This is a genomic window from Vreelandella sp. ssv (genome assembly GCF_059448525.1).
In genome coordinates, this window is sequence record NZ_CM182545.1 from 1,509,466 (window position 1) to 1,532,692 (window position 23,227).

Consider the following 23,227-nt stretch of genomic DNA (forward strand, 5'->3'; position numbering starts at 1 on the left):
TTGCCTATTAAACCGCTGTTTTCGCACGGGCCACTGCCGGGCTATCGGCTGTTTTTTTGCGCCTTGGCTGCCAGTGCTTTGATGTTTGTCGACCATCGTTTCACGCGTATGGAGCAAGTGCGCGCCCAAATGTCGATGGTCGTAGCTCCAATTCAGTGGGTTGTGAGTGTACCTAGCGACCTGTTGAACTGGGGGTCGCTTGCGCTTTCTGATCAACAGGCGCTGGTGGATGAGAACCGCCGCTTGCGTGAGCAGATTCTTACCCTTTCCCATCGTGGCCAGCGAATGGCCAATTTGACGGCGGAAAACAGCGAATTGCGTGATTTGCTCAAAGCCGCTGCGCGCCGTGATATTCCCTATATCACGGCCGAGCTGTTGTCGCTGGATAACGACCCTTTTAGCCATCAAATGGTGGTCAATCGTGGGCATCGAAACGGTGCCTATGTTGGGCAACCGGTCATAGATGCCTCTGGTTTGGTGGGGCAAATCACCGCTGTTTCTGCTTACTCCAGTCGCGTGCTGCTGTTGGCTGATGCCAGTCATGCGTTGCCGGTACAGTTAAACCGCAATGGGTTGCGGTTTATCGTCCAAGGGGCGGGACGTTACAGCAGCGTTAATGTGATGCACGTACCTGATACAGCGGATATCCGTGAAGGTGACTTACTGACCACATCGGGCTTGGCTGGTCGTTTTCCCCCAGGTTACCCCGTGGCACGTGTCACCGAGGTGTTTCACGACCCAGGGCAGCCTTTTGCCCGCGTGACGGCCGAACCGATGGCTCAACTGCAGCGCTCGCGTCATTTCTTGCTACTTTTTCCGCCTCCGCGAGAAAAGATAGAAGAGCATGTCTGGGATGACACGCTGGATATCTCTGCTGAGGCCTTGCGCTCTTCGCACCAGCTCTCAGCAAACCCTAACAATGCGTTGCACGACTCAAACGCATCATCTCAAGAGGTGCCCTGATGCCACGTGCACCGATTGTTCCGCTAGTGATTATTTGGCTTAGCTTGGTCTTAGCCCTTTGTTTGCAAGTCATGCCACTCGCCGATGGTTGGCAGGTGTATCGCCCCGAGTGGTTGGGACTAATGCTGATCTACTGGTGCATGCGTGCTCCTGACAGAGTCGGCGTGTTTCATGGCTTCGTACTGGGCATTTTAATGGATTTAATTGAGGGCACCGCACTGGGTCAGCATGCGCTGATCTATGCGCTATTGGCGTTTTTATGTGCCTTGGTCTACCCCCGTTTTCGGGCCTATTCGCTGGTGCAGCAGTCGGCGCTGGTGCTAGTGCTGCTGGGCTTAATGCAGCTAGTCGCTCAGTGGCTGCGCACTATCGTGGGCGATTTTTCGATTCATCTAGCCTTTTTAATACCTGCACTGATCAGCGCGTTGCTATGGCCGTGGTTGTCCACGATGTTTCAGGCATTAGAGCGTCGGCTGGCCGCTTCATGACTATCTCGGCTCCTGTTTTGTGCCTAGCGTCTGCCTCACCTCGCCGTCGCGCTTTGCTGGCATCAATTGGAGTGCCGGTCACGGTTCATCCTTGTGATATCGATGAAACGCCGCTAACCAATGAGTTGGCGGTGTCGTATGTGCATCGTTTGGCGGTTGCCAAAGCCGAGGCTGCGGGACCTCTTACCCACTTACCTACGTTAGGTTCAGATACCGCTGTGGTGGTTGATGGGCGTATTCTAGGTAAGCCGGTGGATGCTGCGGAGGGCGCTGAGATGTTGCGGCTGCTTTCGGGAAGGTGTCATGAGGTGCTGACTGCTGTGGCGGTGAGTGGGCCTCTTGGCGTTCTTTCTTGCTGTGTGACCACTCAAGTAACGATGCGTGAAATTGAAGACGATGAGGTCATGGCCTACTGGCGAACCGGGGAGCCTGCTGATAAAGCAGGCGGCTACGCGATTCAGGGGTTAGCGGCCATATTTGTAAAAGAGATTCAAGGCAGTCATTCGGCAGTGGTTGGACTACCGCTGTTTGAGACGGCGCACTTGCTACGCCGGCAGGGCGTCCCTGTCTGGCAGCGCGTTTAACTCCTTTGGATTGAGGGCGTTGCCGCCTATATCGCTGGCAAGGAATACGTCAACCAACAAGGAATTTTGCATGAGCGGTGAAGTTCTCATCAATTTAACGCCAATGGAAACCCGCGTCGCGCTGGTTGAAAATGGTGTTCTGCAAGAGGCACTGATCGAGCGTTCCCGTCGGCGTGGCATCGTGGGTAATATCTACAAAGGCAAAGTAGTGCGTGTATTGCCTGGAATGCAGGCTGCCTTTGTTGATATTGGCCTAGACCGGGCGGCGTTTATTCACGCCCATGAAGTAATGCCGCCAGGCACACCGCAGGATGAACAGCAAACTATCGGGCAGTTGCTTCACGAAGGTCAGGCGCTAGTGGTTCAGGCCACCAAAGACCCTATCGGAAGCAAAGGCGCGCGCTTAACCACGCATCTCTCTATCCCTTCTCGCTATTTGGTGTATATGCCGGATTCGCCGCACCACGGTGTTTCGCAGCGCATTGAAGATGAGCGCGAGCGCGAGCGCTTAAAAGCACTGTTGGATAGCAGTGTGGCTGAGCAGGCCCTGGAAGTGACGGGGGGGTTTATTGTCCGTACTGCTGCTGAAGGCGTCGGTGACGAAGAGCTTAAAGGGGATATGCACTTTTTGCTGCGTTTATGGCGAAAAGTGAGTGAGCGTAAAGTGACGGCGACGCCACAAAGCGTGATTTATGATGATTTACCACTCTTTATGCGCACGCTGCGCGATGTGATGCGCGACGATATTGAAAAAGTCCGCATCGATTCGCGGGAAAACTTCGTCAAACTGGTGGAGTTTGCCGAAGAGTTTATGCCCGATGCCGTTGAGCGGATTGAGTATTACCCCGGCGAGCGGCCCATCTTTGATCTTTATAGCGTTGAAGATGAAATTCAGAAAGCCCTGGGGCGCAAGGTGCAGTTGAAGTCCGGGGGTTACTTAGTGATTGACCCGACCGAAGCAATGACCACCATTGATGTGAATACCGGTGGTTATGTTGGTCATCGCAACCTTGAAGAGACTATTTTCAAAACCAATCTTGAAGCAGCGACGGCGATTGCCCGCCAGCTCCGACTACGTAATCTAGGCGGCATCATCATTATCGACTTTATCGATATGACGGATGTTGAGCATCAGCGGCAGGTACTGCGGGTGCTGGAAAAAGCGTTAGAGCGCGACCACGCCAAAACCAAGTGTACCGGTGTTACCGAGCTAGGCCTTGTTCAGCTTACCCGTAAACGTACACGGGAAAGTTTGGAACAGACACTGTGTGAAGCCTGTCCTACCTGTAGCGGCCGCGGAACGCTTAAAACCCCAGAAACCGTCTGTTATGAAATTTTTCGGGAAATTTTGCGCGAAGAGCGTGCTTATAGCGCTGAAACCTACATGGTGCTTGCCTCGCAGCCCGTCGTTGATCGTCTATTAGATGAAGAGTCAGCGGCAGTGGCTGACCTGGAGACGTTTATCAATAAAACAATTCGCTTTCAGGTTGAGCAGCACTACTCCCAAGAGCAGTACGATATCGTGCTGATGTAATCATGCTGACTCGCTCGCTTGTGCGTTGGAGTTTGCTGATAGCGGCCTGGCTTCTGGGTAGCTTGGCCGTGCTGCTGTTGCTGTTGCGTCTGGCAATCAGCCAATCCGATGCTCTTACCCCCCGTATTGAAGCGCTACTTGAGGCGCGTATTGGCGTGCCGGTGACCATCGAGCGCTTATCACTTTCGCTAGCCCGTAGCGACCTACTACTGCGCCTTGATGGGGTGAACGCGGAAACCCCCGGTGGGCAAGCGCTATTTTCCCTTGAGCATGCAGGACTGCGCTTGGATACCTGGGCGTCGCTCGCCAATCTGGCACCGATTTTTAGCGATGCGCGCATTAGCGGTATCCAGTTCCATCTCTATCAAGGCTCGGGGGCATCTTTGGAGTGGCCCGAGCCCGCTGAATTACCGTTATTGATAGCGGCAGAACCCGATGTAGACCTGGCCACCATTGATAGCTGGGCGGGCTTAATCTTACGCCAACGTCTTTGGGTGGATGACACTCGCGTAGTTCTGCATGGCAGGTACGACACAGTGATGCTGCATGCCGAGACGCTGCTACTGACCGGTGATGAGAGGCGGACGCGGCTAGAAGGCGCTATCAATATAGCGGAATCGCTAGAGCAGGCTCGTGATATAGACCTTCCTGCAGCGGAAATGAAGGTCGAGATGCAGCCCGGGCGACGCGGTTTTAGCGATTTTTCGGCAGCGCTGCAGTTGGATATTCAACTTGATCAATTAGTCTCGCTGGCGGATATGTTCCGACCTGATCATGCCGCCTATCTAGAGCAGGCCGGGGGCAGTGCTCGGCTATGGGGGCGCTGGAGCTCCGGACGCCTTGAGGAAGCCCGTGTCGCCGTCGACGTTCCACAGTTGACGCTACGCCATCAAGTTCAGTACGCCGTATTAAGAGACATTAAGGCCAATGGCCTATGGCAGCGAGATGGCGAGGGTGGAGAGGCGTGGCTAAGCGGCGACGCTGAAAGCGTGGAATGGGCCCAGCCACCCGGTGGCAGCGTAGGGCCCGCATTGCCACGTCATTGGCAGGCTACCCACCAGCCGGGGCAATGGGAAGTACGCACCAGTGCCTTTGAGCTAGCATCGCTGACTGCTTGGCGCGACTATGTATTGCTCCCTGAGTCTGTCACACGAGTATTGCAAACCCTCGCCCCCCGAGGGCAAGTCGAGGGGTTGCATGTCGGGCAGCAGGATGGTCGCTGGGGAGTGGATGCAGCGCTCACCGGCGTGGAAGTGTCGCCTTGGCAGCAGGCGCCTGGTGGCGGTCCGCTGGACGCCTGGGTCCAGGCGCGTGATTTCCGCGGTCGCGTACTGTTTAGCAATAATGGCGATAGCACCCTCTATTTCCCCGAGCTTTTTGCCGCTCCTATGCAGCTTCGACGAGCGCAAGGTGAAGTAGAGTGGGTATATGACGGCCCCAATACCATGGTGAGTGGTAAGAATCTTAGCGTTGATTGGGATGGTGCCCAGATAACGGGCGGCTTCGGTTTGGTGACGGGCAATCAGCGCGGGCACTTTGGTTTAGACCTTGATTTTAATGACGTGGATGCCTTGGAGCGACCCCTGTCTCAGTGGTTACCGCTTAGCGTGATGGACGATGGTCTGCGTGAATGGCTGCTCAATGATATTGGCGGCTATGTGACAGAGGGGTCTTTGCAACTGAGTCAGCCATTAGGGAAAACGGTAACCGCTGATGACTTTACTGCCACACTGGCGCTGGCGGTTACACAAGGGCATCTGCCGATTGCGCCAGGCTGGCCGCGTCTAGACGACGTTGAGGGACGCTTAAAGTGGCAAAACAAGATATTAAAAGCAGAAGTTGAGAATGCTCAAAGTCATGGCATTACCGTCTCTGAAGGGGAAGTGGTGATGGCGGACGATACGCTCAAGTTGGCTGGCCAGCTGCAGGGTGAAGGTTCAGCGCTAACGTCATTTCTGCAGGCAATGCCCGACATTGACCTTTCTCAACTGAGTGATTTACGTGTAACGGGGGATGTAAGCGGTGATATTGCGCTGACGTTGCCATTGGAAACGCCTGACGCGCTGCAGCTGGAAATCAATGCTGTGCCGCGCTTCTCGGAAGTGCTGTATCAACCGCTGGATTTACGCATCCAAACGGTTGAGGGTAACCTTGCGTGGCTACAGGATGGGGAGAGCAGCGGTCTCGTCGGCGAAGCCAGTGGTCAACTGCTGGGCGGACAAATAACAGCAGATATTCACACCCAAAACGACGGGATACAGCTGCAGGGTAGTGTAGCAACCTCAGCACTTTTTGAGCTTGCTGGGTTAGATGAAAACCAAGGGCGCATGCCGCTAGAAGGGCAGTTACAGTGGCAAGGTAACGTCAGCTTAACGCCCACGCCAACCCTACGCCTGGAAAGCCGTCTACTCGGTGTTACCAGCCATTTACCGGCGCCCTTTGCGAAGTCGGCCCAGCAGCCATGGCCCTGGAGTGTCACCGCGGATATCAATGCTGGTCGTCTCGAAAGTCGCTTGGCTGATATTGCATCTGCACGAATTCAGCAGCGTAACGGCTCCCTTGCCGGGTCGCTATATTTAGGCAATGAGGCAGCGCGCGCTCACGCTTGGCCGACTCAACCTGGATTGAGCATTGATGCCGATGTACCGCGTATTGACCCACTGGCATGGCAGCAGGCGATGGCACCATTGATGGCAAAAGGGGCGTCTACTCCCAGCAGTGGTAACAGTCAGATCCCTTTGAAAGTAGCGTTAACGACGCCCTGCGTAATTTATCAAGATGAGTGTTTAGGCAGCCTAAGCGCAAACGGTGGCGCGAACGGGGGCCTGATCGATATGGACTTGAGTGGCAATCTTGTTACCGGGCGTCTGCAGTACAATGCACAATCATCGCAACCTTTAGACGTGACCATTGAGGCGCTGGCGCTTGATCGTTTATTAGCGCTAGCCAACGTGCAACACGACAGTGATGCACCTACACCCGAGTCCTGGATGCAGGCGGTCAAAACTCAGCGCGAGGCGCCCATCGCTATTCCGGATTGGTTGGCTGAGGTACCTAATGGGCGGTTGCGCTTAGCTGAAATTGCCATGGGGACGCGTCGCTTTGGCCCCTTAACCGCCTACTGGAAAACCGATGGTGAGCGCTTTTCGCTTACCCCTGTAGGCTTGACCCTGGGCCAGCTTTCGGCACGGGGTGAGCTGTATTGGGAAGGTGATTCGGTTTCCAGCCATACTCGCGCGAATATTTCTATTCAGGGCGGAGATATCGGCACTGCCCTTGAGCGTCTTGATCAGCCTGTGGCCATGCGTAGTCGGAGTACTGATGTGGTCGCTTCGCTTGATTGGCCGGGAGCGCCTTGGCAGTTGGCGCTTAGTCGCTCAGATGGCTATATCAGTACCGACATTCGTGACGGTAGCTTTCTCACCCTGGAGTCGGCGCCTGTGCGTTTAATCGGCTTACTCAATTTCGATAACATATTACGACGGCTGCGCCTGGATTTTTCTGACGTTACTGGCCAAGGCACTGCGTTTGATCGTGTTCAAGGTACTGCCGATGTGACCGGTGGGCTACTGACACTTCGCGGCCCATTGCAAATTGACGCTCCCGCCACCACTCTAACGCTTACAGGCAATGTCGATCTTGTCTCGCGTGAACTTGACCAGCGACTCGGCGTTACACTGCCAGTGACGCAAAGTTTACCCATCGCGGCCATTGCCGTTGGTGCGCCCATCGTGGGCGGCGCGCTATTCCTCGCTGATCAACTGTTTGGCGACACCTTAGATCGCGCCACGACACTTCATTATCGCGTGCGAGGTCCCTGGACATCGCCGCAGGTTACTTTAGAAGGCCCCCAATGACCGCATATAAAAGTGATGTAGATACGGCTGCAGCCATCCTATTGACTCCCGGAGGGTTGGATTTAGACGCCTTGGAGACAGGCTTGGGCTACGCCATGGGTGCGGGCATAGATTACGCCGACCTTTACTTTCAGCGTACTTGGCAAGAGGGCTGGATACTGGAGGATAGCGAGGTAAAAGAGGCTAGTTATAATATTGATGGTGGCGTTGGTGTGCGCTCCCTCGCCGGTGAAAAAACCGGCTTTGCTTACTCCAACCAGATTACCGCTGATGCGCTAATGGACACGGGACGCACCGCGGCTGGCATTGTACGTAGTGGTAAGCGTTTGCCAGGACAATTAGTTCGTCCTGTGTCTGCCATGTCGCGTTATGAAGGCATTGATCCTTTAGCAGGCCTGAGCGCAGAAGAAAAAGTCGCCATGCTGAAACAGGCTGACCGTGTAGCGCGTGCTGCTGACCCTAGTATCAGTCAAGTGAGTGCCTCCTTATCAGGTACTTATGAAGTGGTGCTGGTTCGTGCTAGTGACGGTACTCTGGCGGCAGATATTCGCCCGTTGGTGCGTTTTAACGTCAGTGTTATTGCGGTTAAAAATGGCCGCCGCGAACGTGGTAGCGCAGGGGGAGGCGGTCGTTTTTCAATGGCTAAACTGCGCGATGATCAGGTAGCCGAGCAGTACGCTAAAGAGGCGGTGCGGCAGGCGCTGGTCAACCTGGAGGCCATTGATGCGCCGGCTGGGCAAATGCCCGTCGTGCTGGCATCGGGGTGGCCGGGTATTTTGCTCCACGAAGCAGTGGGCCATGGCCTTGAAGGTGATTTCAATCGCAAGGGCAGTTCTGCCTTTGCTGGCAAAATGGGCGAGCGCGTTGCGTCGAAAGGCGTGACGATCGTTGATGACGCAACGATATCGGATTCCCGTGGCTCCATGAGCGTGGATGACGAGGGTACGCCGGGCCAATACACGCCGCTCATTGAAGACGGTATTTTGACCGGCTATATGCAGGACAAACTCAATGCTCGCTTAATGGGAATGGCGCCTACGGGAAATGCGCGGCGTGAGTCCTTTGCTCATTTGCCAATGCCCCGCATGACCAATACCGTGATGCTCGCGGGCCAAGATGAGCCTAGTGATATTATCAAAAGCGTTAAGCGTGGCATCTATGCGGTCAGCTTTGGCGGCGGTCAGGTAGATATTACATCAGGCAAGTTTGTATTCTCCGCTAGCGAAGCCTACCTGATTGAAGATGGTAAGGTGACGGCGCCAGTGAAAGGGGCCACTTTGATTGGTAACGGGCCAGAGGCCATGCAGCGCGTTTCCATGATTGGTCACGATATGGCACTGGATACCGGTATCGGCGTATGCGGTAAAGAGGGGCAGGGCGTACCGGTCGGTGTGGGCCAGCCCACCCTGAAATTGGATGAGCTGACCGTCGGTGGAACACAGTCTTGATTAAAGAGCGAGGGTTTCGCGCAGGTGTTTAAAGAGCTTTCGCGAGCTGGTCGGCGGTTTGCCTTGCTCACGTTCCCGCTGGGCGTTACGGATCAATTGACGCAGCGTTTGGCGATCTGCATCAGGGTGCTCTGCCATAAACAGGTCAACCGCCGCGTCGCCTTCGTCAATTAAGCGTTCCCGCCATTTTTCGAGTCGGTGAAACGCATGGTCGCGCTGTTCCTGCTCCTGATCGATGGAGTCGAACACACCTTGAATGGCGGTGAGATCCTCTTTACGGATAAGTTTGCCCACGTATTGCATGTGGCGGCGGCGGCCTTCATGAGAACGAATGCGCGAGGTTTCCTCGATAGCGCGCAGCATATCGTCAGAAAGGGGAAAGCGGGCGCGTTCCGCTGGTCGCATGGCGATCAACGTTTCCCCAAGTGCCTGTAAGGCATGCATTTCGCGTTTGAGTTGCGACTTGCTTGGGCGTTCTTCCTGCTCTTCTACTTCTACTGGATCGGGACGTTGCTTACGCATAGTGTGACTCACAGACAAGATTCGTTGCGGCATTATACCAGCTGCGAGTACAACATTGATTCGCCGATGGACACTCTCTTGAAAGACTTCGGTTGAGAGACATTCGGTTGAGAAAGGAGGCTATATGGCACAAGCATTTGATGCATCCGCCCAGCAGGCGTTATTGACCGCGCGTGCCGAAGAGGCGCTAGCGTTGGCTAAACGCTTGGGCGCGGATGCTGCCGAAGTAGGCGCAAGCGTCGATCAGGGAGTCGGTGTTAGCGTTCGCCAGGGTGAAGTTGAAACGGTTGAGTTATCCCGTGATCAGGGCATCGCCGTGACGCTTTACGTAGGACAACGTAAAGGAAGTGCGTCATCGACGGATGCCAGCAGTGCTTCGATTCAGGCTGCTGTGGAAAAAGCCCTGGCGATTGCTCGTTACACTGGCGAAGATCCTGCCGCAGGGCTGGCCGATGCGTCCCTCATGGCCACCGAGCTGCCTGATCTAAAAGTGCATTACCCCTGGGCACTTACAACCGATGAAGCAATTGAGCTAGCGCTTGCCTGTGAGCAGGCAGGTCGTGATGTTGAAGGCATCTCCCAGTCGGACGGTGCTTCACTCTCGAGTGGTGAAGGGGTGCGTGTTTATGCCAATAGCCACGGCTTTTTAGGGACTCAAAAGGGCAGTAGCCATTCACTGTCCTGCATGCTGATTGCCCAAGATGCGACCGGTATGCAGCGCGACTACGACTATACCTCGGCACGTGATCCCAAGGCACTGCGCGACCCCGCTGAGGTGGGCCGTGAGGCCGCCGCGCGTACGCTGCGCAGACTAGGCGCTAAACGTCCTCCCACGGGCACCTTTCCGGTGCTCTTTGACCCCTCACTATCCAGTGGTCTGATTGGTCATTTACTGAGCGGTTTAGCCGGTGGTGCTTTATACCGCCAAGCCTCGTTCCTATGTGATCGGCTTGGAACGCCGCTGTTTCCCGATTGGTTTAGTCTTGAAGAGCGGCCAATGGAGGTCGGTGCTACAGCGAGTTCGCCGTTTGATGGCGAGGGCGTGCAAACCCGCAATAATCGGTTTATCGATCAGGGGAGCATCGCTAGCTATATGCTCTCCTCCTACAGCGCGCGTCGGCTGAAGATGCAAACGACTGGCAATGCCGGTGGGGCGCGCAACGTGCGCATAGCGGCACCGCTGCAATCGCGCGCGAGCCTGCTGCAGGCAATGGGGCGCGGTATTTGGGTGACGGAACTGATGGGGCAGGGTGTCAACGGCGTGACCGGTGACTACTCCCGCGGTGCAGCAGGTTTTTGGGTTGAAAACGGCAAGGTACAGTACCCCATTGAAGAGTTCACCATTGCGGGTAATCTTGAGCGGATGTTTGCTGGGCTAGTGGGAATTGGCGATGACACCGATACCCGTGGCAGTGTTCACACGGGTAGCTGGTTGGTTGATGCCATGACCGTGGCGGGCGACTAAAAGCTACTGATCTTCCTCAAAACGGGCGTCGAACAGTGCTTGAATAGCGTCAAGCGCCTGTTCGGCGTCATCGCCTTCGGCGTTGATGGTTAGCTCGGTACCGCAAGGTGCGGCGAGCATCAATAGTGACATGATGTTGGCGGCGTCAGCAATCTGTTGCTGTTTCTGAACACGTATCGTAGCCGTGAACTGTTGGCCGCACTTAACCAATTTTGTAGCCGCGCGAGCGTGAAGCCCACGTTGATTGGTGAGTGTAAGTATTCTTTCTGGCACCCTGGTTCCTTTTCGCCGAGTGGTGTCATTAATGGGTAGTAGCGCTCAAGAGGTCTCTTGCTGCTCATCATCGGTTTGGGGTGCGCAGACCAAGGGAGTGGCGGGCTGTTCACTTAATGTGTAATGCAACCCTAGCTCGCGATGGCGCAGTTGAACTTCACCCATACTAGGCGCAAGCCTCTCTGCTAATTGTTCAACCATATAAACCGAACGGTGTTGTCCGCCAGTACAGCCAATCGCGATAGTCATGTAGCTGCGCTGACTATCTTGGTAAGCGGGCAACCAACGTTCAAGCCAAGCCTGAATATCGTTACTCATGGCATCTACGATGGGGTAACCGCTCAAGAAGGCCACTATGTTGGCGTCACGGCCTGTAAATTGGCGTAGCGTTGGATCCCAATAAGGATTGGGTAAGCAACGCACGTCGAAAACCAAGTCAGCATCCAGCGGCACGCCACGTTTATAACCGAAGGATTCAAGGGTTAGTGTTAACTTATCGCGATGCTGATGGGCTACTTGGTCGGTAATGCGGCGGCGCAAATCGTGTACCGAAAGCCGTGAAGTGTCGATCAATAAATCGGCCAGGTCGCGGATATCGTGCAGCGTTTCTTCTTCTTTATTAATTGCTTCTTCTAGCGTCATTTCGCTATCGCGAGTTAACGGATGGCGCCGCCTTGTAGCCGAATAACGCTCAAGCAGTATGCGTGCATCGGTAGTCAGGTAGATGACTTGAAAATCAATTTTACGCTGGCGCAACTCCGCTAATAACGACGGTAGTCGCTCTAAGGCACCCGGCAAGTTGCGGGCATCAATACTGACTGCCAAATGAGCGCGTTCACCCTGATCGCGTATTTCGTCCACCAATGCTCCCAGCAGCATGGCGGGGAGGTTATCAATCGCATAGTAGCCAAGATCTTCAAGCGCTTGTAAGGCGATAGATTTACCTGACCCAGAGCGGCCGCTAATGATCACAAGTTGCATAGAGTCTCTCTTTGCTTTGATCAAGCTGCGTTGAGGGTGGTGAGCGAAAACTAGCCTGCCATATTCTACCGCATAGCAAGTTTAGGTTTTTAAGGCGTTGTTTGCTCACGAATTTTAGCAGTAAGCAACTCAAGTAGTTCGCGCTGGCTGGCTGCTTTACGCAGCTTCTGGCGCGTATCCGCATCGTTCATGATGGTGGCTACTTGGCCTAATAGAGAGAGGTGTGTGTCATCAGCCTCTTCTGGTACCAGCAACACAAACACCAGATCAACGGGGTCGCCGTCGATAGCGTCAAAATCAATTGCTTCTGAAAGCTTTAAAAAACCAGCAATGGGGGCCGAACAGTGAGGGCTACGCGCATGAGGAATAGCCACGCCATTTCCAATACCTGTACTGCCTAAGCGCTCGCGGCCGATTAAGCGGCTAAACACTTCTTGGCTGTCCAGGCTGGGGGTGTTTTGGGCAATAAAGGTGCTGAAAAACTCCAGCACCCTTTTTTTGCTGCCCCCGGGGACGTCGAAAAGGACGCGTTCCGGGGGGAGTATGGTTTCCAACGTCATTGAATTAACGCACGCCTGCGCCTTGGGCGCGAGCTTGTGCTTTTTCCTTATGTTTAACTAGTTGGCGATCAATTTTGTCCGCTAATGCGTCAATCGCGGCGTACATATCACTGTCTAAGGCTTCTGCATGTAAATCTGCACCTGCTGCATGCAGTGTACAGGCAGCCTGCTGGCGCTCTTTCTCCACAGATAAGGTGACTTGCACCGTGGTTATATTGTCGTAATGGCGCTCTACACGTTCAAGCTTTTCGTTGACATAGTCACGCAAGGCGTCAGTCAGATCTACGTGATGACCAGTGATATTTACTTGCATTGACGTTCTCCTTATCCATCGGACTGTACTTCGATTGTAACCCTTTTTGCCGCGTTGCAAAGCCCTTGTCGAGAGTTTCGCTGCAATGTGTACCGATCTTAACGCAAACGACGTCGTTCACTAGATGAGGGAATGCCCATGGCTTCACGATATTTTGCCACTGTACGGCGCGCTACCTGGATACCGCCCTCTTCTAAGAGTGTGACCAACCGGCTGTCCGAAAGGGGCTTGCCGGGCGGCTCCTCTTGAATCAACTTCTTGAGCCTAGCGCGGATCGCAGTGCTGGAGTGGCTGTCGCCATCCTGGCTGCTGACTTGGCTTGAGAAAAAGTATTTGAGTTCAAACACGCCGCGCGGTGTATGGATATATTTTTGCGTGGTGACCCGCGAAATAGTCGACTCGTGCATTTCCACGGCCTCCGCAATATCGGCTAAAATGAGCGGTTTCATGGCTTCTTCGCCATACTCTAAAAAGCCAATTTGACGGGTAATAATTTCACGACCAACGCGCAGCAGCGTGTCGTTGCGGCTGGAAAGGCTCTTAATAAGCCAGCGGGCTTCCTGTAAATGCTCTTTTAAAAACTGGTTGTCCTGGCTTTTGTCAGCGCGCTTTATCAAGCTCGCATAGTCAGGCTGGATGCGCAGCTTCGGCAATGCTTCTGGGTTGAGTTCCAAATGCCACCCTTCGTGATCATGGCGCACGATAAGGTCAGGCGTTACATAGTTATCGTCGGTATCGCCATAGGCGCTACCGGGACGTGGATCAAGGCTTCGAATGAGTAGGATGACATCCGCTAGCTGGTCATCATCAAGCCCCAGGCGACGTTTCAGCAGGCGCATATCATCTTTGCCTAGCGATTCAAGAAACTGGCGGACTAAGCGGCGAGCAGGAACCAGAAGAGATGTGTCATCGGGAAGGGCGGCCAGCTGCAGCATCAGACATTCGCGCAGGTCACGGGCGAATATCCCCGTTGGCTCGAACTGCTGCAGCTTAAGCAGGATCGTTTCCACTTCACGCTGGCTAAGTCCATCAATCCCCTGCGCGCGAAGCCCTTCACGAATGTCATTGAGCGGCTGGGTTAAATAGCCGTTAGCATCTAGCGCGTCGATTAAACTTTCCGCGATAAGCTGCTCTCGAGCGCCAAAATCGGTCATGGCGAGCTGCCAAAGCAGGTGCCCATGAAGGCTCTGTCCGGCCGCTTGGCGCTCAAAATCAGGGCCTTCACCACTGGTGCCGCTATAGCTACCCATGTCTTGGTAGGTATCAGACCAGTCACTATCTACCGATAGCTCGGTAGGAATGCTCTCTGACCACTCTTCCTCTTTGGGCTCGCTGACTGCCTGTTCGCCAAATTCATCCTCTTGCTCGAGCATGGGGTTGGCATCTAAGGCCTGTTGAATTTCTTGACGAAGGTCCAGCGTTGATAGCTGTAACAGGGCTATAGCCTGCTGCAACTGAGGTGTCATGGTCAGCTGGGTGCCGATACGCAGTTGAAGAGAAGCTTTCATGACCATCTGAGAACCACTCGTTAATCAGAATGCTCCACCCTAGTGCGAGTAGGTCCCAGGTGCAAGTGCAATAAGCATGCCATTGGTAGTAAAGTTGTTGTAGAGCACTAATTAGACGAGAAAAATAAGCTTAGAGACGGAAGTCAGCACCCAAATAAACGTCTCTTACTTTTTGATTGGTCAGGATCGAGTCAGGAGATCCGCTGGCGATGATCTGTCCATCTCCCACTATATAGGCGATATCACAGATATCGAGAGTGTCACGTACGTTGTGGTCGGTGATGAGCACGCCAATATGGCGCTGTTTTAGCGCCCGGATAATGGTTTTGATCTCACCTACCGAAATTGGATCAACACCAGCAAAGGGCTCATCCAGTAAAATAAAGGCGGGCTCGGTGGCTAACGAACGCGCAATTTCCACACGTCTACGCTCGCCACCCGAAAGGCTCATGCCGAGGTTGTCGCGTATATGGGTAATGTGAAAGTCTTCAAGTAGCGCCTCCAGGCGCTGCTCGCGTTCGCTGCGGCTGAGCTTTTTGCGAGTTTCGAGTATCGCCATAATATTATCGGCGACCGATAATTTACGAAAAATAGACGCCTCTTGTGGAAGGTAGCCGATACCCGCCGCAGCCCGTTCATGCATTGGGGCGCGAGTTAAATCCAGGTCGTCGATACTCACCTTGCCAGCATCGGATTTCACGAGCCCAACAATCATATAAAAGGAAGTGGTTTTGCCCGCGCCATTAGGGCCGAGCAATCCCACAATGCTGCCTTGGGAGATCTCTAAGTTGATGTCTTTAACCACTCGGCGGCGCTTGTAGCTTTTCGCCAAATGGTGGGCATAAAGGGTTCGAATCGAGGCGGTGTCTGCTGTTGCCACGGCTTGGCTCCCTATTGTTCCGGCTGAAGAGTCATGCGGATGCGCTGGGGCTCGCTACCGTCAACGTCAGAGCGCGCCTGAATCACTTCTCGATCGATAAAATACTCAAGGCGACCGCCGGTAAAGGTGTCGTTTTGTTGAATTAATTCAGCATGGTCGATCAGCTCAACGCGGCGTTCAGCGACGTGGTAAATAATGCGTCTCGCCCAGCCTTCCGTAGGACCTTCTTGCCCTTCGGCTTGATGGCGCAGATAGGCGCGCTCACCGGTGGAGGTTGCGCGCGAGAGTTCGCCTGCCTCATTACGTTCAATTTCTACCCGCTCGCCGCGTAATTGCATTTCGCCTTGGCGAATATTGACATCGCCGCTGTAGACAGCAGTACCGGCTCGCTGGTCAAGGTCTAAACGGTCGGCTTCAACTTCTATAGGGGCTTGGCTGTCTTGAGCCATGGCCGATAGCGGCACCGCGAGTGCGAAAAGGGCGGTATAGATAAATGCTTTCATGGCAACTCCTCTTAAGGTTGTGTGGCCGGGGGATGTGTACCACGCACGTTGTCAGTTAAGCGCACCTGGCTATCGTTAAGCCACACGTCCATGCGTGTAGCGCTCATTGTCTGGGGCGGTTGTTGCAGCAGTACCGGTGTTTCACTCCACGCATGCTGGCTGAGCCCATCATAATGCAGGAGCTCAGTGTCTAGCTGCCAACCTTCATCCGGTGCGATCAGGCGAGCGGAGCCTGACATCAGCAGGGTCTGAGTCGAGGTGTTAAGGGTGCCTACATCGGCGCTTGCCATCCACTGCCGGTCTTCGCTGTCATACAGGATTGCTTCAGGCTCTTCAGTCCAGGTTTCACTTCGCTGAGGAGTATGAATAAGGCGCGGGGTTTTAAGCGACTGCATGACGCTGCCATTATCCCCAAACAGCGTAATTTCAGCGTTTTCAAGTACGTGTCCGGGTTCCTGGGCTTGAGCTTCAGGGTCGATGGTGGCGTCTTGAGGTCCACGTGGATCAAGCCATACCAGCAGAGCCCCCAGCGCGATGACCAGGCTCGCTAGCCAGAACCGCACTTTAAAACGTTTAAGCATTACGAGCGCCGTGTAAATAGGTGTCGAGCACCGCGCCCCAGTGTCCTTGAGCTTCAAGCAGAGTGTCACAAATTTCTCGCACAGCCCCATGGCCGCCCAGCCGTTCGGTAGTCCAGTCAGCGTGGGTATGCATATAATCCGGCGCGTTAGGGACAGTAATGCCGACGCCGCAGCGCTTAATGGCCGACAAGTCAGGTAGATCGTCACCGCAATAGGCCACTTGCTCGAGCTCTATATCGAGCCGTTGGCAAAGCCCACGCAGAGTGACGAGCTTGTCTTCACAACCCTGGTGCACATGGTCGATGCCTAGCGCAGCGGCGCGTTGGCTCACCATAGGCGAGTCGCGGCCTGTTATCAGGGCAACATGAACGCCCACGCGTTTGAGCAGTTTCAACCCGTGGCCATCCTGGGTGTGAAACGCTTTAATTTCGATGCCGTCAGCCTGAAAGTAGAGGCGACCGTCGGTGAGTACGCCGTCGACATCCAGTGCTAAAAGACGGACGCGGCGAAGACGATCAAGTAGCGCTGCAGATAGGGCCATAAAGCCTCCATATCAATTAATTCTAAAGCTAAACAAATAAAGCGCCGATGGGTTAAATAACGCCGCTAGCGAGCAAGTCGTGCATATGTAGCGCCCCAATAGGGTGTTGCTGTTCATCGACCACCGCTAGCGCCGTAATACGGCTCTCTTCCATGATGCGTACTGCCTCGGCTGCCAGAATGTCGGGGCCGATGCGTTTGCCTGGTCGCGTCATAACATCGTCAACGATGACGTCGCGCAGGTTGTGAAATTGATCCAACGTGCGTCGAAGGTCACCATCGGTGTATACCCCAGCTAGTCGTCCATTGCTATCTACCACGCAGGTGAACCCTAGGCCTTGCCGTGTAATCTCTAATAGTGCGTCGCGCAACGGGCTCCCCAGGGCGACCTGGGGTAGGCGCGCACCGTCGTGCATCAGGTCTCTCACACGCAGCAACAAGCGCTTGCCTAAGCTGCCACCAGGGTGAGATAGCGCAAAGTCTTCAGCGGTAAAACCGCGGGCTTCCAAAAGCGCCACGGCCAGTGCGTCACCTAACGCTAGAGCTGCGGTCGTTGAGCTAGTGGGCGCCAAGTCGAGCGGGCATGCCTCACGCTCAACGCCACTGTTTAAGTGTGCATCGGCGTGTTTGGCAAGCGTGGAATTAGGGCGCCCGGTCATGCTAACCAGCGGTGTGCCTAAGCGTTTAAGCAACGGTAAAAGTGCAGTGACTTCAGCGGTTTCACCTGAATTAGACAGCGCTAGCACGACATCAGCACGTGTGATCATGCCCAAGTCGCCGTGGCTGGCTTCGCCGGGGTGAACAAAAAAAGCCGGCGTGCCCGTGCTGGCAAGTGTCGCCGCAAGCTTACCGGCGATGTGCCCTGATTTGCCCATGCCGGTGACCACCACGCGGCCTTGGCAGGCCAGTATCAATTCACAGGCGCGATCAAAACTGTCATCGAGCTTTGCCTGGAGGCCTCCAATGGCTGCCTGCTCAATTTGCAGCGTACGCAGTGCACTTTCGCGTAGTAGGCTGGGTGGAGCGAGAGGCTGGCGCATAGCGTTTTCTCTTAACAATAAAAAAGATAAAAGTAGTAATCACCCATAATAACATCTCGACGCCCCACAAAGGCAGTGGTTGAGATCGTTGGTGCTGATGCGTCTTTTCGTTGAGGCGGTCTGGCTTCTGTTTAGAGAACAGTAAATTTAGTGAGCCGCAGAGGCGCTTGAGTGAACGGTAATGGCTTGTAGCGTTATAGTACAATGTTTGATAATGTTTTAGAAACACTGTTTTATAACCGCAGTGGCAGCAATTAATGTATGATAGCTAGCCCTTGCTGCGCCTCGTTAAGAGTCAACTGATCCATGACAGATGCTCCTTTTATAGAAATTCAAGACCTCCATTTTTCGCGTGGCGATCATGAGATATTTCGTGGCGTGAATATGACGATTCCACGCGGAAAAGTCACTGCGATCATGGGGCCTAGCGGCACGGGTAAAACGACCCTGCTCAAGCTCATAGGAGGGCAGTTGACGCCAGAACGCGGTCAGATATTGATTGATGGTCAGGATGTTCATCGGTTATCCCGTAAGGCCTTATTTACGTTACGCAAGCGGATGGGCATGCTGTTTCAAAGTGGTGCGCTGTTTTCAGATTTAGATGTATACGAAAACGTTGCGTTTCCATTACGCGTACACACTGATTTGCCTGACACTATGGTACGAGACTTAGTGCTGCTGAAACTGCAGGCCGTCGGGCTGCGCGGGGCGCGGCATTTGACCCCCGCAGAACTGTCGGGAGGCATGGCGCGTCGGGTTGCTTTGGCCCGCGCAGTGGCGCTGGACCCAGAGTTGATTTTATATGACGAGCCATTTGTGGGGCAGGATCCCATCTCTATGGGTGTTTTGGTGCAGCTTATTAAGCGCCTTAATCAAGCGCTGCAACTCACCTCTGTGGTGGTGTCTCACGATATTAAAGAGACCTTGAGTATTGCAGACTACCTCTACTTAATTGCTGATGGCCAAGTGGTTGCCCATGGTACTCCGCAAACCTTAGATTCGAATCAAGACCCAAGGGTTAGCCAGTTCATTCATGGCGAGCCCGATGGCCCAGTGCCGTTTCACTATCCCGCAGAGGCGTTTTATCGCGATATTTTGGGCGAGCCCCGATGACAAAGGTAGGCTCAATGCTTTAATGCAGGGTAAATACAGGGCAGGGACAAATGCAGTCAAAATTTTCTAACGGCACCGCGCGAATTACCCGGGTAGGGCGTCGAGGGTGCGATTTAATGGAAGCATTAGGCCGTGCGGGGGTGTTTCTGTTCCAATCTGCTGTTGGTGTGCCATCCCGTGAGGGCTGGCGATTATGGTTACACCAGATGCATTTTGTTGGCGTGCTGTCGTTAGCTATTGTGCTGGTGTCAGGACTGTTTATCGGCATGGTGCTAGCGCTGCAGGGCTATACCATTTTGGTGGATTTCGGAGCTGAACAAGCACTTGGTCAAATGGTGGCACTTTCACTGCTGCGTGAACTTGCGCCTGTGGTGGCCGCGTTGCTGTTTGCAGGCCGAGCAGGCTCTGCGCTAACCGCCGAGATCGGTTTGATGAAAGCCACAGAGCAGCTCACCAGTATGGAGATGATTGGTGTTGACCCGCTGCGACGGGTGGTGGCTCCACGCTTATGGGCAGGTTTTGTTTCACTGCCTATTTTAACGGTGGGATTTAGCGTGGTGGGTATCTGGGGCGGCTATCTGGTGGGCGTCGAGTGGCTAGGGGTCTTTGAGGGCTCCTACTGGAGCAACATGCAAGCCAATGTGGCCTTCATCAGCGATATTGGTAACGGCATGATCAAAAGTGCCGTATTTGCTCTGGTAGTGACCTGGATAGCCGTTTTTCAAGGCTACGATCTAGTGCCCACTTCAGAAGGTATTTCCCGCGCTACTACGCGCACAGTGGTGTATTCGTCGCTTGCAGTTCTGGGGCTTGATTTTGTGTTGACTGCCGTCATGTTTGGCGGCCTTTAATGGGTGGAGCAGTTTCATGAAGCGCAGTAAAACCATGGAGTTTGGTGTTGGCCTGTTTATGATCGCTGGCATCTTGGGGCTTGTATTCCTCGGCTTGCGTGTCAGTGGGCTGACACTCTCAGCACCCGCCCAGTCGTTTCAGTTGGAGGCTAACTTCGCCAATATCGGCAGCCTAAAACCCCGTGCTCGGGTCACGATGGCAGGCGTCACCATTGGTCGCGTTGAGTCTATCGAACTGGATACACAGTGGTACGATGCGCGGGTAGTGCTAAGCCTCGATAGCGAGCTGGAGGGTCAGCTTTCCAGAGACTCGATAGCCTCTATACTGACGGCGGGTTTGTTAGGCGAGCAGTATATCGGCCTTAGCGTGGGTGCTGACTCCGATATGCTCGAAGATGGCGACACTATTCGTGATACCCAGTCGGCGCTGGTGCTGGAAGAACTTATTCAGCAGTTTGTGTCGAATATGGCAAGTAACTAGCGTTTCATATGACAGGCACTAATTTAGTGCGCTAACTTAATGAAAGAATGGGCTCAGTGCATTAACAGCTAGGGAGATAACGATTATGAATGGAGTAAGCTCGATGTTGGGTCGCTGGCTCTTGGTGGTAACTATCGTGGTGGCAGCGTTTATTCCGCTGCAGTCAATGGCGCAGTCTCAGTCGCCTGAAGAGATGATTCGCGAAAATGTTGAGTCATTGATGGGAGACCTTGAGGGTCGTAAAGACTATTACGCGAATAACCTCGGTGAACTTGAGGAATTAGTCGATAGGAATCTCGACCAAGTGGCTGATTTTCGCTATATCGGTGCCAGCGTAATGGGAAACTATTTCCGTAACGCCACGCCAGAGCAGCGTAGCCGCTTTGCTGATGTGTTTCGTCAAACACTGATTGATACCTATACCCGTGGGTTGGTGACATTTGATTATGACGAATTGAGGGTGCTGGACGCGCAACAGGCTCAGCGTTACGAAGACCAAGCCAGTGTCGCTATGGAAGTGGTCGCAAATAATGGCCAAGTGTACCCGGTCAGCTATAGCTTGAGACTTTCAAATGGCGAGTGGCGTGTGGTCAATGTGATCGTTAACGGCATTAACCTTGGGCTTACGTTCCGTAATCAGTTTGATCAGGCCATGCGCGATAATAATCGTGATTATGATGCCGTTATTAACGGTTGGTCGCCTGAAGTCGGCGTTGAAGAGCTGGAGCAGGGGGGCGATGCGTGACAACGCTATTTTCACAACCTGGTCTTACGGTTGATAGCGTAGACGCTAGCCTACAGGTAGACGGTGAAATAGATGTAACGTCGGCGGCCGATTTGGCCGCCAGTGGCGTTAAGTGGCTCAAGCAAACCGAGTTCACTTTAATAACACTGGATTTTAGTCGTGTTGAGAAGGCCAGCAGCGTTGCCATTAGCGTACTGTTTGAATGGCTACGTATTTGCCGTCAACGTGATATACACGTTCAAACCATCCTCTTTTCAGCCCCTCTGCGCCGTCTCGCCTCCTTGGCTGAGCTTGATGCACTAATCGAGCACCCGGCAGAGACCTTGGCCGTTTAAAAGTACGGCATCGCCAAGTGCACTGCTTTTCTTTATTATGTCGACCCAATTACGCTCATTTATAAAGATACCCCCCCAAAGGAGTTTTTTGCGCCATGCAACCCAATGAGGTCAAAGCACTGCTTGAATCCCGTATTGACGGATGTCAGTTCCATATCCAGGGTGAAGGCTGTAACTTTCAGGTGATTGCGGTTGGCGATGCCTTTGAAGGTCTTTCTCCAGTCAAGCGTCAGCAGGTCGTCTACGCTGCTCTCAGCGATGAGATAGCCTCTGGCGCACTCCACGCTATTAGTATCAAAACGTTTACTCCGGCGCAGTGGCAAACTGCACCGGAGAACGTTCAATAACGGTCACTCCATGGATAAATTAATCATTACCGGCAATGGATCGGTAGACGGTGAAGTGTGGGTGAGCGGCGCCAAAAATGCGGCGCTGCCTATCCTGTGTGCCAGCCTGCTGGCCGATGGCCCAGTAGTGATTGGTAATTTGCCGCACCTGCAAGATATTACCACCACTCTCGAACTGCTTGGCCGCATGGGCGTAGAGCCGGTGATGGGGGAGAAGTTGAGTATCCAGTTGGATGGTTCTCAGGTGACCCAATGCCACGCGCCCTATGAGCTGGTCAAGAAGATGCGTGCCTCCATTCTCGTGCTGGGTCCGTTGCTTGCCCACTTTGGCAAAGCCGATGTGTCGCTACCCGGTGGCTGCGCGATTGGTTCACGACCAGTCGATCTACATATCCGTGGTTTAGAGGCCATGGGGGCGGAGATTCGCGTTGAGGCGGGCTATATTCGTGCGCGGGTCGACGGTCGTCTAAAAGGGGCGACTATCTACTTTGATACCGTGACGGTCACCGGTACTGAAAACCTGCTAATGGCAGCCACCTTAGCGGATGGCAAGACTATCTTGGAAAACGCTGCCCGCGAGCCTGAAATCGTTGACTTGGCAGAGTGCTTGATCAAAATGGGCGCTAACATCAGCGGCCAAGGCACTGATACCATTACCATCGAAGGTGTTGAAAAGCTGCACGGCTGCGAACACGATGTCATGCCTGATCGTATCGAGACAGGCACCTTTTTAGTGGCCGCTGCCATGACCGGCGGGCGGGTCAAGGTCAAGCGCACACGGGCAGATATTCTGGATGCGGTCATCGCCAAGCTCGAAGAGGCGGGTGCCGAAGTCACCAGTGGCGACGACTGGATTGCTCTGGATATGCACGGCAAACGTCCCAAGGCCGTGAATATTCGCACGGCGCCTTACCCTGCGTTTCCTACTGATATGCAGGCTCAGTTCGTGGCCATGAACGCAGTGGCCGTGGGGCACTCTCGGGTGGTTGAGACCATTTTCGAGAATCGCTTTATGCACGTCCAAGAGCTCAATCGCATGGGCGCCAATATTGTGCTGGAAGGCAATACCGCCTTGATAGAAGGGGTCGAAAAGCTTTCTGGTGCACCGGTAATGGCAACCGATCTGCGGGCCTCCGCATCGCTGGTGATTGCGGCTATGATGGCTGAGGGCGAAACCCTGGTAGACCGCATCTATCACATTGACCGCGGCTATGAGTGTATCGAAGAGAAATTGCAGCTGCTGGGTGCGCGTATTCGCCGTATTCCTGGTTAAGCCATGCTGCTAAGCCCCTTCTGCTAAGCCTTTGCATGCTAA

The 23,227-nt window shown here is 54.0% G+C and carries 25 protein-coding genes; 14 read left to right on the forward strand and 11 right to left on the reverse strand.

Going from position 1 to position 23,227, the window contains the following annotated elements:
- The 6 genes from mreC to tldD all read left to right on the forward strand — a co-directional run bounded on the left by mreC (position 1) and on the right by tldD (position 8,874).
- Entirely contained in the window at positions 1-963 is a 963-nt protein-coding gene (gene mreC, locus AC5TBW_RS06880; RefSeq protein ID WP_495511348.1) for a rod shape-determining protein MreC, read from the forward strand.
- Positions 963-1,451 carry a rod shape-determining protein MreD gene (gene mreD / locus AC5TBW_RS06885; protein WP_495511349.1) on the forward strand — a complete coding sequence of 163 codons (489 nt, stop codon included), beginning with the start codon at positions 963-965 and terminating at the stop codon, positions 1,449-1,451. Before mreC ends, mreD begins: the two co-directional genes overlap by 1 nt.
- The gene (locus AC5TBW_RS06890; protein ID WP_495511350.1) at positions 1,448-2,035 is read left to right on the forward strand and encodes a Maf family protein; all 588 of its coding nucleotides are present in this window, start codon (positions 1,448-1,450) and stop codon (positions 2,033-2,035) included. The genes mreD and AC5TBW_RS06890 overlap by 4 nt, the downstream gene beginning before the upstream one ends.
- A gap of 70 nt (positions 2,036-2,105) precedes the next feature.
- Positions 2,106-3,569: a ribonuclease G gene (gene rng, locus AC5TBW_RS06895; RefSeq protein ID WP_495511351.1), complete on the forward strand. Its 1,464-nt coding sequence runs from the start codon at positions 2,106-2,108 to the stop codon at positions 3,567-3,569.
- 2 nt (positions 3,570-3,571) lie between these two features.
- On the forward strand, positions 3,572-7,426 hold the full coding sequence (locus tag AC5TBW_RS06900) for a YhdP family phospholipid transporter (RefSeq protein WP_495511352.1): 3,855 nt from the start codon (positions 3,572-3,574) through the stop codon (positions 7,424-7,426).
- A complete protein-coding gene (tldD, locus tag AC5TBW_RS06905; protein ID WP_495511353.1) occupies positions 7,423-8,874 on the forward strand; it encodes a metalloprotease TldD in 1,452 nt (483 codons plus the stop codon). The genes AC5TBW_RS06900 and tldD overlap by 4 nt, the downstream gene beginning before the upstream one ends.
- Here tldD and yjgA read toward each other — a convergent pair whose 3' ends face one another.
- Complete coding sequence (yjgA, locus tag AC5TBW_RS06910) at positions 8,875-9,396, reverse strand: ribosome biogenesis factor YjgA (RefSeq protein ID WP_495511354.1); 522 nt, start codon at positions 9,394-9,396, stop codon at positions 8,875-8,877.
- Positions 9,397-9,520: 124 nt separating this feature from the next.
- On the opposite strand from yjgA, the gene pmbA reads away from it, so the two are divergent.
- A complete protein-coding gene (gene pmbA, locus AC5TBW_RS06915) occupies positions 9,521-10,861 on the forward strand; it encodes a metalloprotease PmbA (RefSeq protein WP_495511355.1) in 1,341 nt (446 codons plus the stop codon).
- A 3-nt stretch (positions 10,862-10,864) separates the two neighbouring features.
- On the opposite strand, the gene AC5TBW_RS06920 is transcribed toward pmbA, so the two are convergent.
- The 10 genes from AC5TBW_RS06920 to AC5TBW_RS06965 all read right to left on the reverse strand — a co-directional run bounded on the left by AC5TBW_RS06920 (position 10,865) and on the right by AC5TBW_RS06965 (position 18,040).
- A complete protein-coding gene (locus tag AC5TBW_RS06920) occupies positions 10,865-11,134 on the reverse strand; it encodes an HPr family phosphocarrier protein (protein ID WP_495511356.1) in 270 nt (89 codons plus the stop codon).
- A 45-nt stretch (positions 11,135-11,179) separates the two neighbouring features.
- On the reverse strand, positions 11,180-12,115 hold the full coding sequence (gene rapZ, locus AC5TBW_RS06925) for an RNase adapter RapZ (RefSeq protein ID WP_495511357.1): 936 nt from the start codon (positions 12,113-12,115) through the stop codon (positions 11,180-11,182).
- Positions 12,116-12,204: 89 nt separating this feature from the next.
- Positions 12,205-12,675, reverse strand: a complete 471-nt coding sequence (locus AC5TBW_RS06930) for a PTS sugar transporter subunit IIA (protein ID WP_495511358.1) — start codon at positions 12,673-12,675, stop codon at positions 12,205-12,207.
- 4 nt (positions 12,676-12,679) lie between these two features.
- Positions 12,680-12,988: a ribosome hibernation-promoting factor, HPF/YfiA family gene (gene hpf, locus AC5TBW_RS06935; protein ID WP_071692811.1), complete on the reverse strand. Its 309-nt coding sequence runs from the start codon at positions 12,986-12,988 to the stop codon at positions 12,680-12,682.
- 98 nt (positions 12,989-13,086) lie between these two features.
- Positions 13,087-14,502 (reverse strand): RNA polymerase factor sigma-54, encoded by a 1,416-nt coding sequence (locus AC5TBW_RS06940; RefSeq protein ID WP_495511359.1) that lies wholly within the window; start codon positions 14,500-14,502, stop codon positions 13,087-13,089.
- A 124-nt stretch (positions 14,503-14,626) separates the two neighbouring features.
- Positions 14,627-15,376, reverse strand: coding sequence for an LPS export ABC transporter ATP-binding protein (gene lptB, locus AC5TBW_RS06945; protein ID WP_495511360.1), 750 nt, complete (start codon positions 15,374-15,376; stop codon positions 14,627-14,629).
- A gap of 11 nt (positions 15,377-15,387) precedes the next feature.
- Positions 15,388-15,879 carry a lipopolysaccharide transport periplasmic protein LptA gene (lptA, locus tag AC5TBW_RS06950; RefSeq protein ID WP_495511361.1) on the reverse strand — a complete coding sequence of 164 codons (492 nt, stop codon included), beginning with the start codon at positions 15,877-15,879 and terminating at the stop codon, positions 15,388-15,390.
- Between the two features lie 11 nt (positions 15,880-15,890).
- Complete coding sequence (gene lptC / locus AC5TBW_RS06955; protein ID WP_495511362.1) at positions 15,891-16,460, reverse strand: LPS export ABC transporter periplasmic protein LptC; 570 nt, start codon at positions 16,458-16,460, stop codon at positions 15,891-15,893.
- Complete coding sequence (locus AC5TBW_RS06960; RefSeq protein WP_495511363.1) at positions 16,453-17,001, reverse strand: KdsC family phosphatase; 549 nt, start codon at positions 16,999-17,001, stop codon at positions 16,453-16,455. Before AC5TBW_RS06960 ends, lptC begins: the two co-directional genes overlap by 8 nt.
- A 52-nt stretch (positions 17,002-17,053) precedes the next feature.
- Positions 17,054-18,040, reverse strand: coding sequence for a KpsF/GutQ family sugar-phosphate isomerase (locus AC5TBW_RS06965; RefSeq protein WP_495511364.1), 987 nt, complete (start codon positions 18,038-18,040; stop codon positions 17,054-17,056).
- Between the two features lie 306 nt (positions 18,041-18,346).
- On the opposite strand from AC5TBW_RS06965, the gene AC5TBW_RS06970 reads away from it, so the two are divergent.
- From AC5TBW_RS06970 to murA, 7 genes are all read left to right on the forward strand, one after another.
- Entirely contained in the window at positions 18,347-19,153 is an 807-nt protein-coding gene (locus AC5TBW_RS06970; RefSeq protein ID WP_495511365.1) for an ATP-binding cassette domain-containing protein, read from the forward strand.
- Between the two features lie 50 nt (positions 19,154-19,203).
- Positions 19,204-20,004: a lipid asymmetry maintenance ABC transporter permease subunit MlaE gene (gene mlaE, locus AC5TBW_RS06975; RefSeq protein ID WP_495511366.1), complete on the forward strand. Its 801-nt coding sequence runs from the start codon at positions 19,204-19,206 to the stop codon at positions 20,002-20,004.
- Between the two features lie 16 nt (positions 20,005-20,020).
- Positions 20,021-20,485: an outer membrane lipid asymmetry maintenance protein MlaD gene (gene mlaD / locus AC5TBW_RS06980; RefSeq protein ID WP_495511367.1), complete on the forward strand. Its 465-nt coding sequence runs from the start codon at positions 20,021-20,023 to the stop codon at positions 20,483-20,485.
- Positions 20,486-20,588: 103 nt separating this feature from the next.
- A complete protein-coding gene (locus tag AC5TBW_RS06985) occupies positions 20,589-21,230 on the forward strand; it encodes an MlaC/ttg2D family ABC transporter substrate-binding protein (RefSeq protein WP_495511924.1) in 642 nt (213 codons plus the stop codon).
- A complete protein-coding gene (locus tag AC5TBW_RS06990) occupies positions 21,227-21,565 on the forward strand; it encodes an STAS domain-containing protein (protein ID WP_495511368.1) in 339 nt (112 codons plus the stop codon). Before AC5TBW_RS06985 ends, AC5TBW_RS06990 begins: the two co-directional genes overlap by 4 nt.
- A 95-nt stretch (positions 21,566-21,660) precedes the next feature.
- Positions 21,661-21,912 carry a BolA family protein gene (locus tag AC5TBW_RS06995; RefSeq protein WP_495511369.1) on the forward strand — a complete coding sequence of 84 codons (252 nt, stop codon included), beginning with the start codon at positions 21,661-21,663 and terminating at the stop codon, positions 21,910-21,912.
- 10 nt (positions 21,913-21,922) lie between these two features.
- The gene (murA, locus tag AC5TBW_RS07000; protein WP_495511370.1) at positions 21,923-23,185 is read left to right on the forward strand and encodes a UDP-N-acetylglucosamine 1-carboxyvinyltransferase; all 1,263 of its coding nucleotides are present in this window, start codon (positions 21,923-21,925) and stop codon (positions 23,183-23,185) included.
- Positions 23,186-23,227: the final 42 nt, after the last annotated feature.

Coding starts and splice junctions, on each gene's coding strand:
- mreD (WP_495511349.1), top strand. CDS start 963: ATGCCACGTGCACCGATTGTTCCGCTAGTGATTATTTGGCTTAGCTTG.
- AC5TBW_RS06890 (WP_495511350.1), top strand. CDS start 1,448: ATGACTATCTCGGCTCCTGTTTTGTGCCTAGCGTCTGCCTCACCTCGC.
- rng (WP_495511351.1), top strand. CDS start 2,106: ATGAGCGGTGAAGTTCTCATCAATTTAACGCCAATGGAAACCCGCGTC.
- AC5TBW_RS06900 (WP_495511352.1), top strand. CDS start 3,572: ATGCTGACTCGCTCGCTTGTGCGTTGGAGTTTGCTGATAGCGGCCTGG.
- tldD (WP_495511353.1), top strand. CDS start 7,423: ATGACCGCATATAAAAGTGATGTAGATACGGCTGCAGCCATCCTATTG.
- yjgA (WP_495511354.1), bottom strand. CDS start 9,396: ATGCGTAAGCAACGTCCCGATCCAGTAGAAGTAGAAGAGCAGGAAGAA.
- pmbA (WP_495511355.1), top strand. CDS start 9,521: ATGGCACAAGCATTTGATGCATCCGCCCAGCAGGCGTTATTGACCGCG.
- rapZ (WP_495511357.1), bottom strand. CDS start 12,115: ATGCAACTTGTGATCATTAGCGGCCGCTCTGGGTCAGGTAAATCTATC.
- AC5TBW_RS06930 (WP_495511358.1), bottom strand. CDS start 12,675: ATGACGTTGGAAACCATACTCCCCCCGGAACGCGTCCTTTTCGACGTC.
- hpf (WP_071692811.1), bottom strand. CDS start 12,988: ATGCAAGTAAATATCACTGGTCATCACGTAGATCTGACTGACGCCTTG.
- AC5TBW_RS06940 (WP_495511359.1), bottom strand. CDS start 14,502: ATGGTCATGAAAGCTTCTCTTCAACTGCGTATCGGCACCCAGCTGACC.
- lptA (WP_495511361.1), bottom strand. CDS start 15,879: ATGAAAGCATTTATCTATACCGCCCTTTTCGCACTCGCGGTGCCGCTA.
- lptC (WP_495511362.1), bottom strand. CDS start 16,460: ATGCTTAAACGTTTTAAAGTGCGGTTCTGGCTAGCGAGCCTGGTCATC.
- AC5TBW_RS06960 (WP_495511363.1), bottom strand. CDS start 17,001: ATGGCCCTATCTGCAGCGCTACTTGATCGTCTTCGCCGCGTCCGTCTT.
- AC5TBW_RS06965 (WP_495511364.1), bottom strand. CDS start 18,040: ATGCGCCAGCCTCTCGCTCCACCCAGCCTACTACGCGAAAGTGCACTG.
- AC5TBW_RS06970 (WP_495511365.1), top strand. CDS start 18,347: ATGACAGATGCTCCTTTTATAGAAATTCAAGACCTCCATTTTTCGCGT.
- mlaE (WP_495511366.1), top strand. CDS start 19,204: ATGCAGTCAAAATTTTCTAACGGCACCGCGCGAATTACCCGGGTAGGG.
- mlaD (WP_495511367.1), top strand. CDS start 20,021: ATGAAGCGCAGTAAAACCATGGAGTTTGGTGTTGGCCTGTTTATGATC.
- AC5TBW_RS06985 (WP_495511924.1), top strand. CDS start 20,589: ATGTTGGGTCGCTGGCTCTTGGTGGTAACTATCGTGGTGGCAGCGTTT.
- AC5TBW_RS06995 (WP_495511369.1), top strand. CDS start 21,661: ATGCAACCCAATGAGGTCAAAGCACTGCTTGAATCCCGTATTGACGGA.
- murA (WP_495511370.1), top strand. CDS start 21,923: ATGGATAAATTAATCATTACCGGCAATGGATCGGTAGACGGTGAAGTG.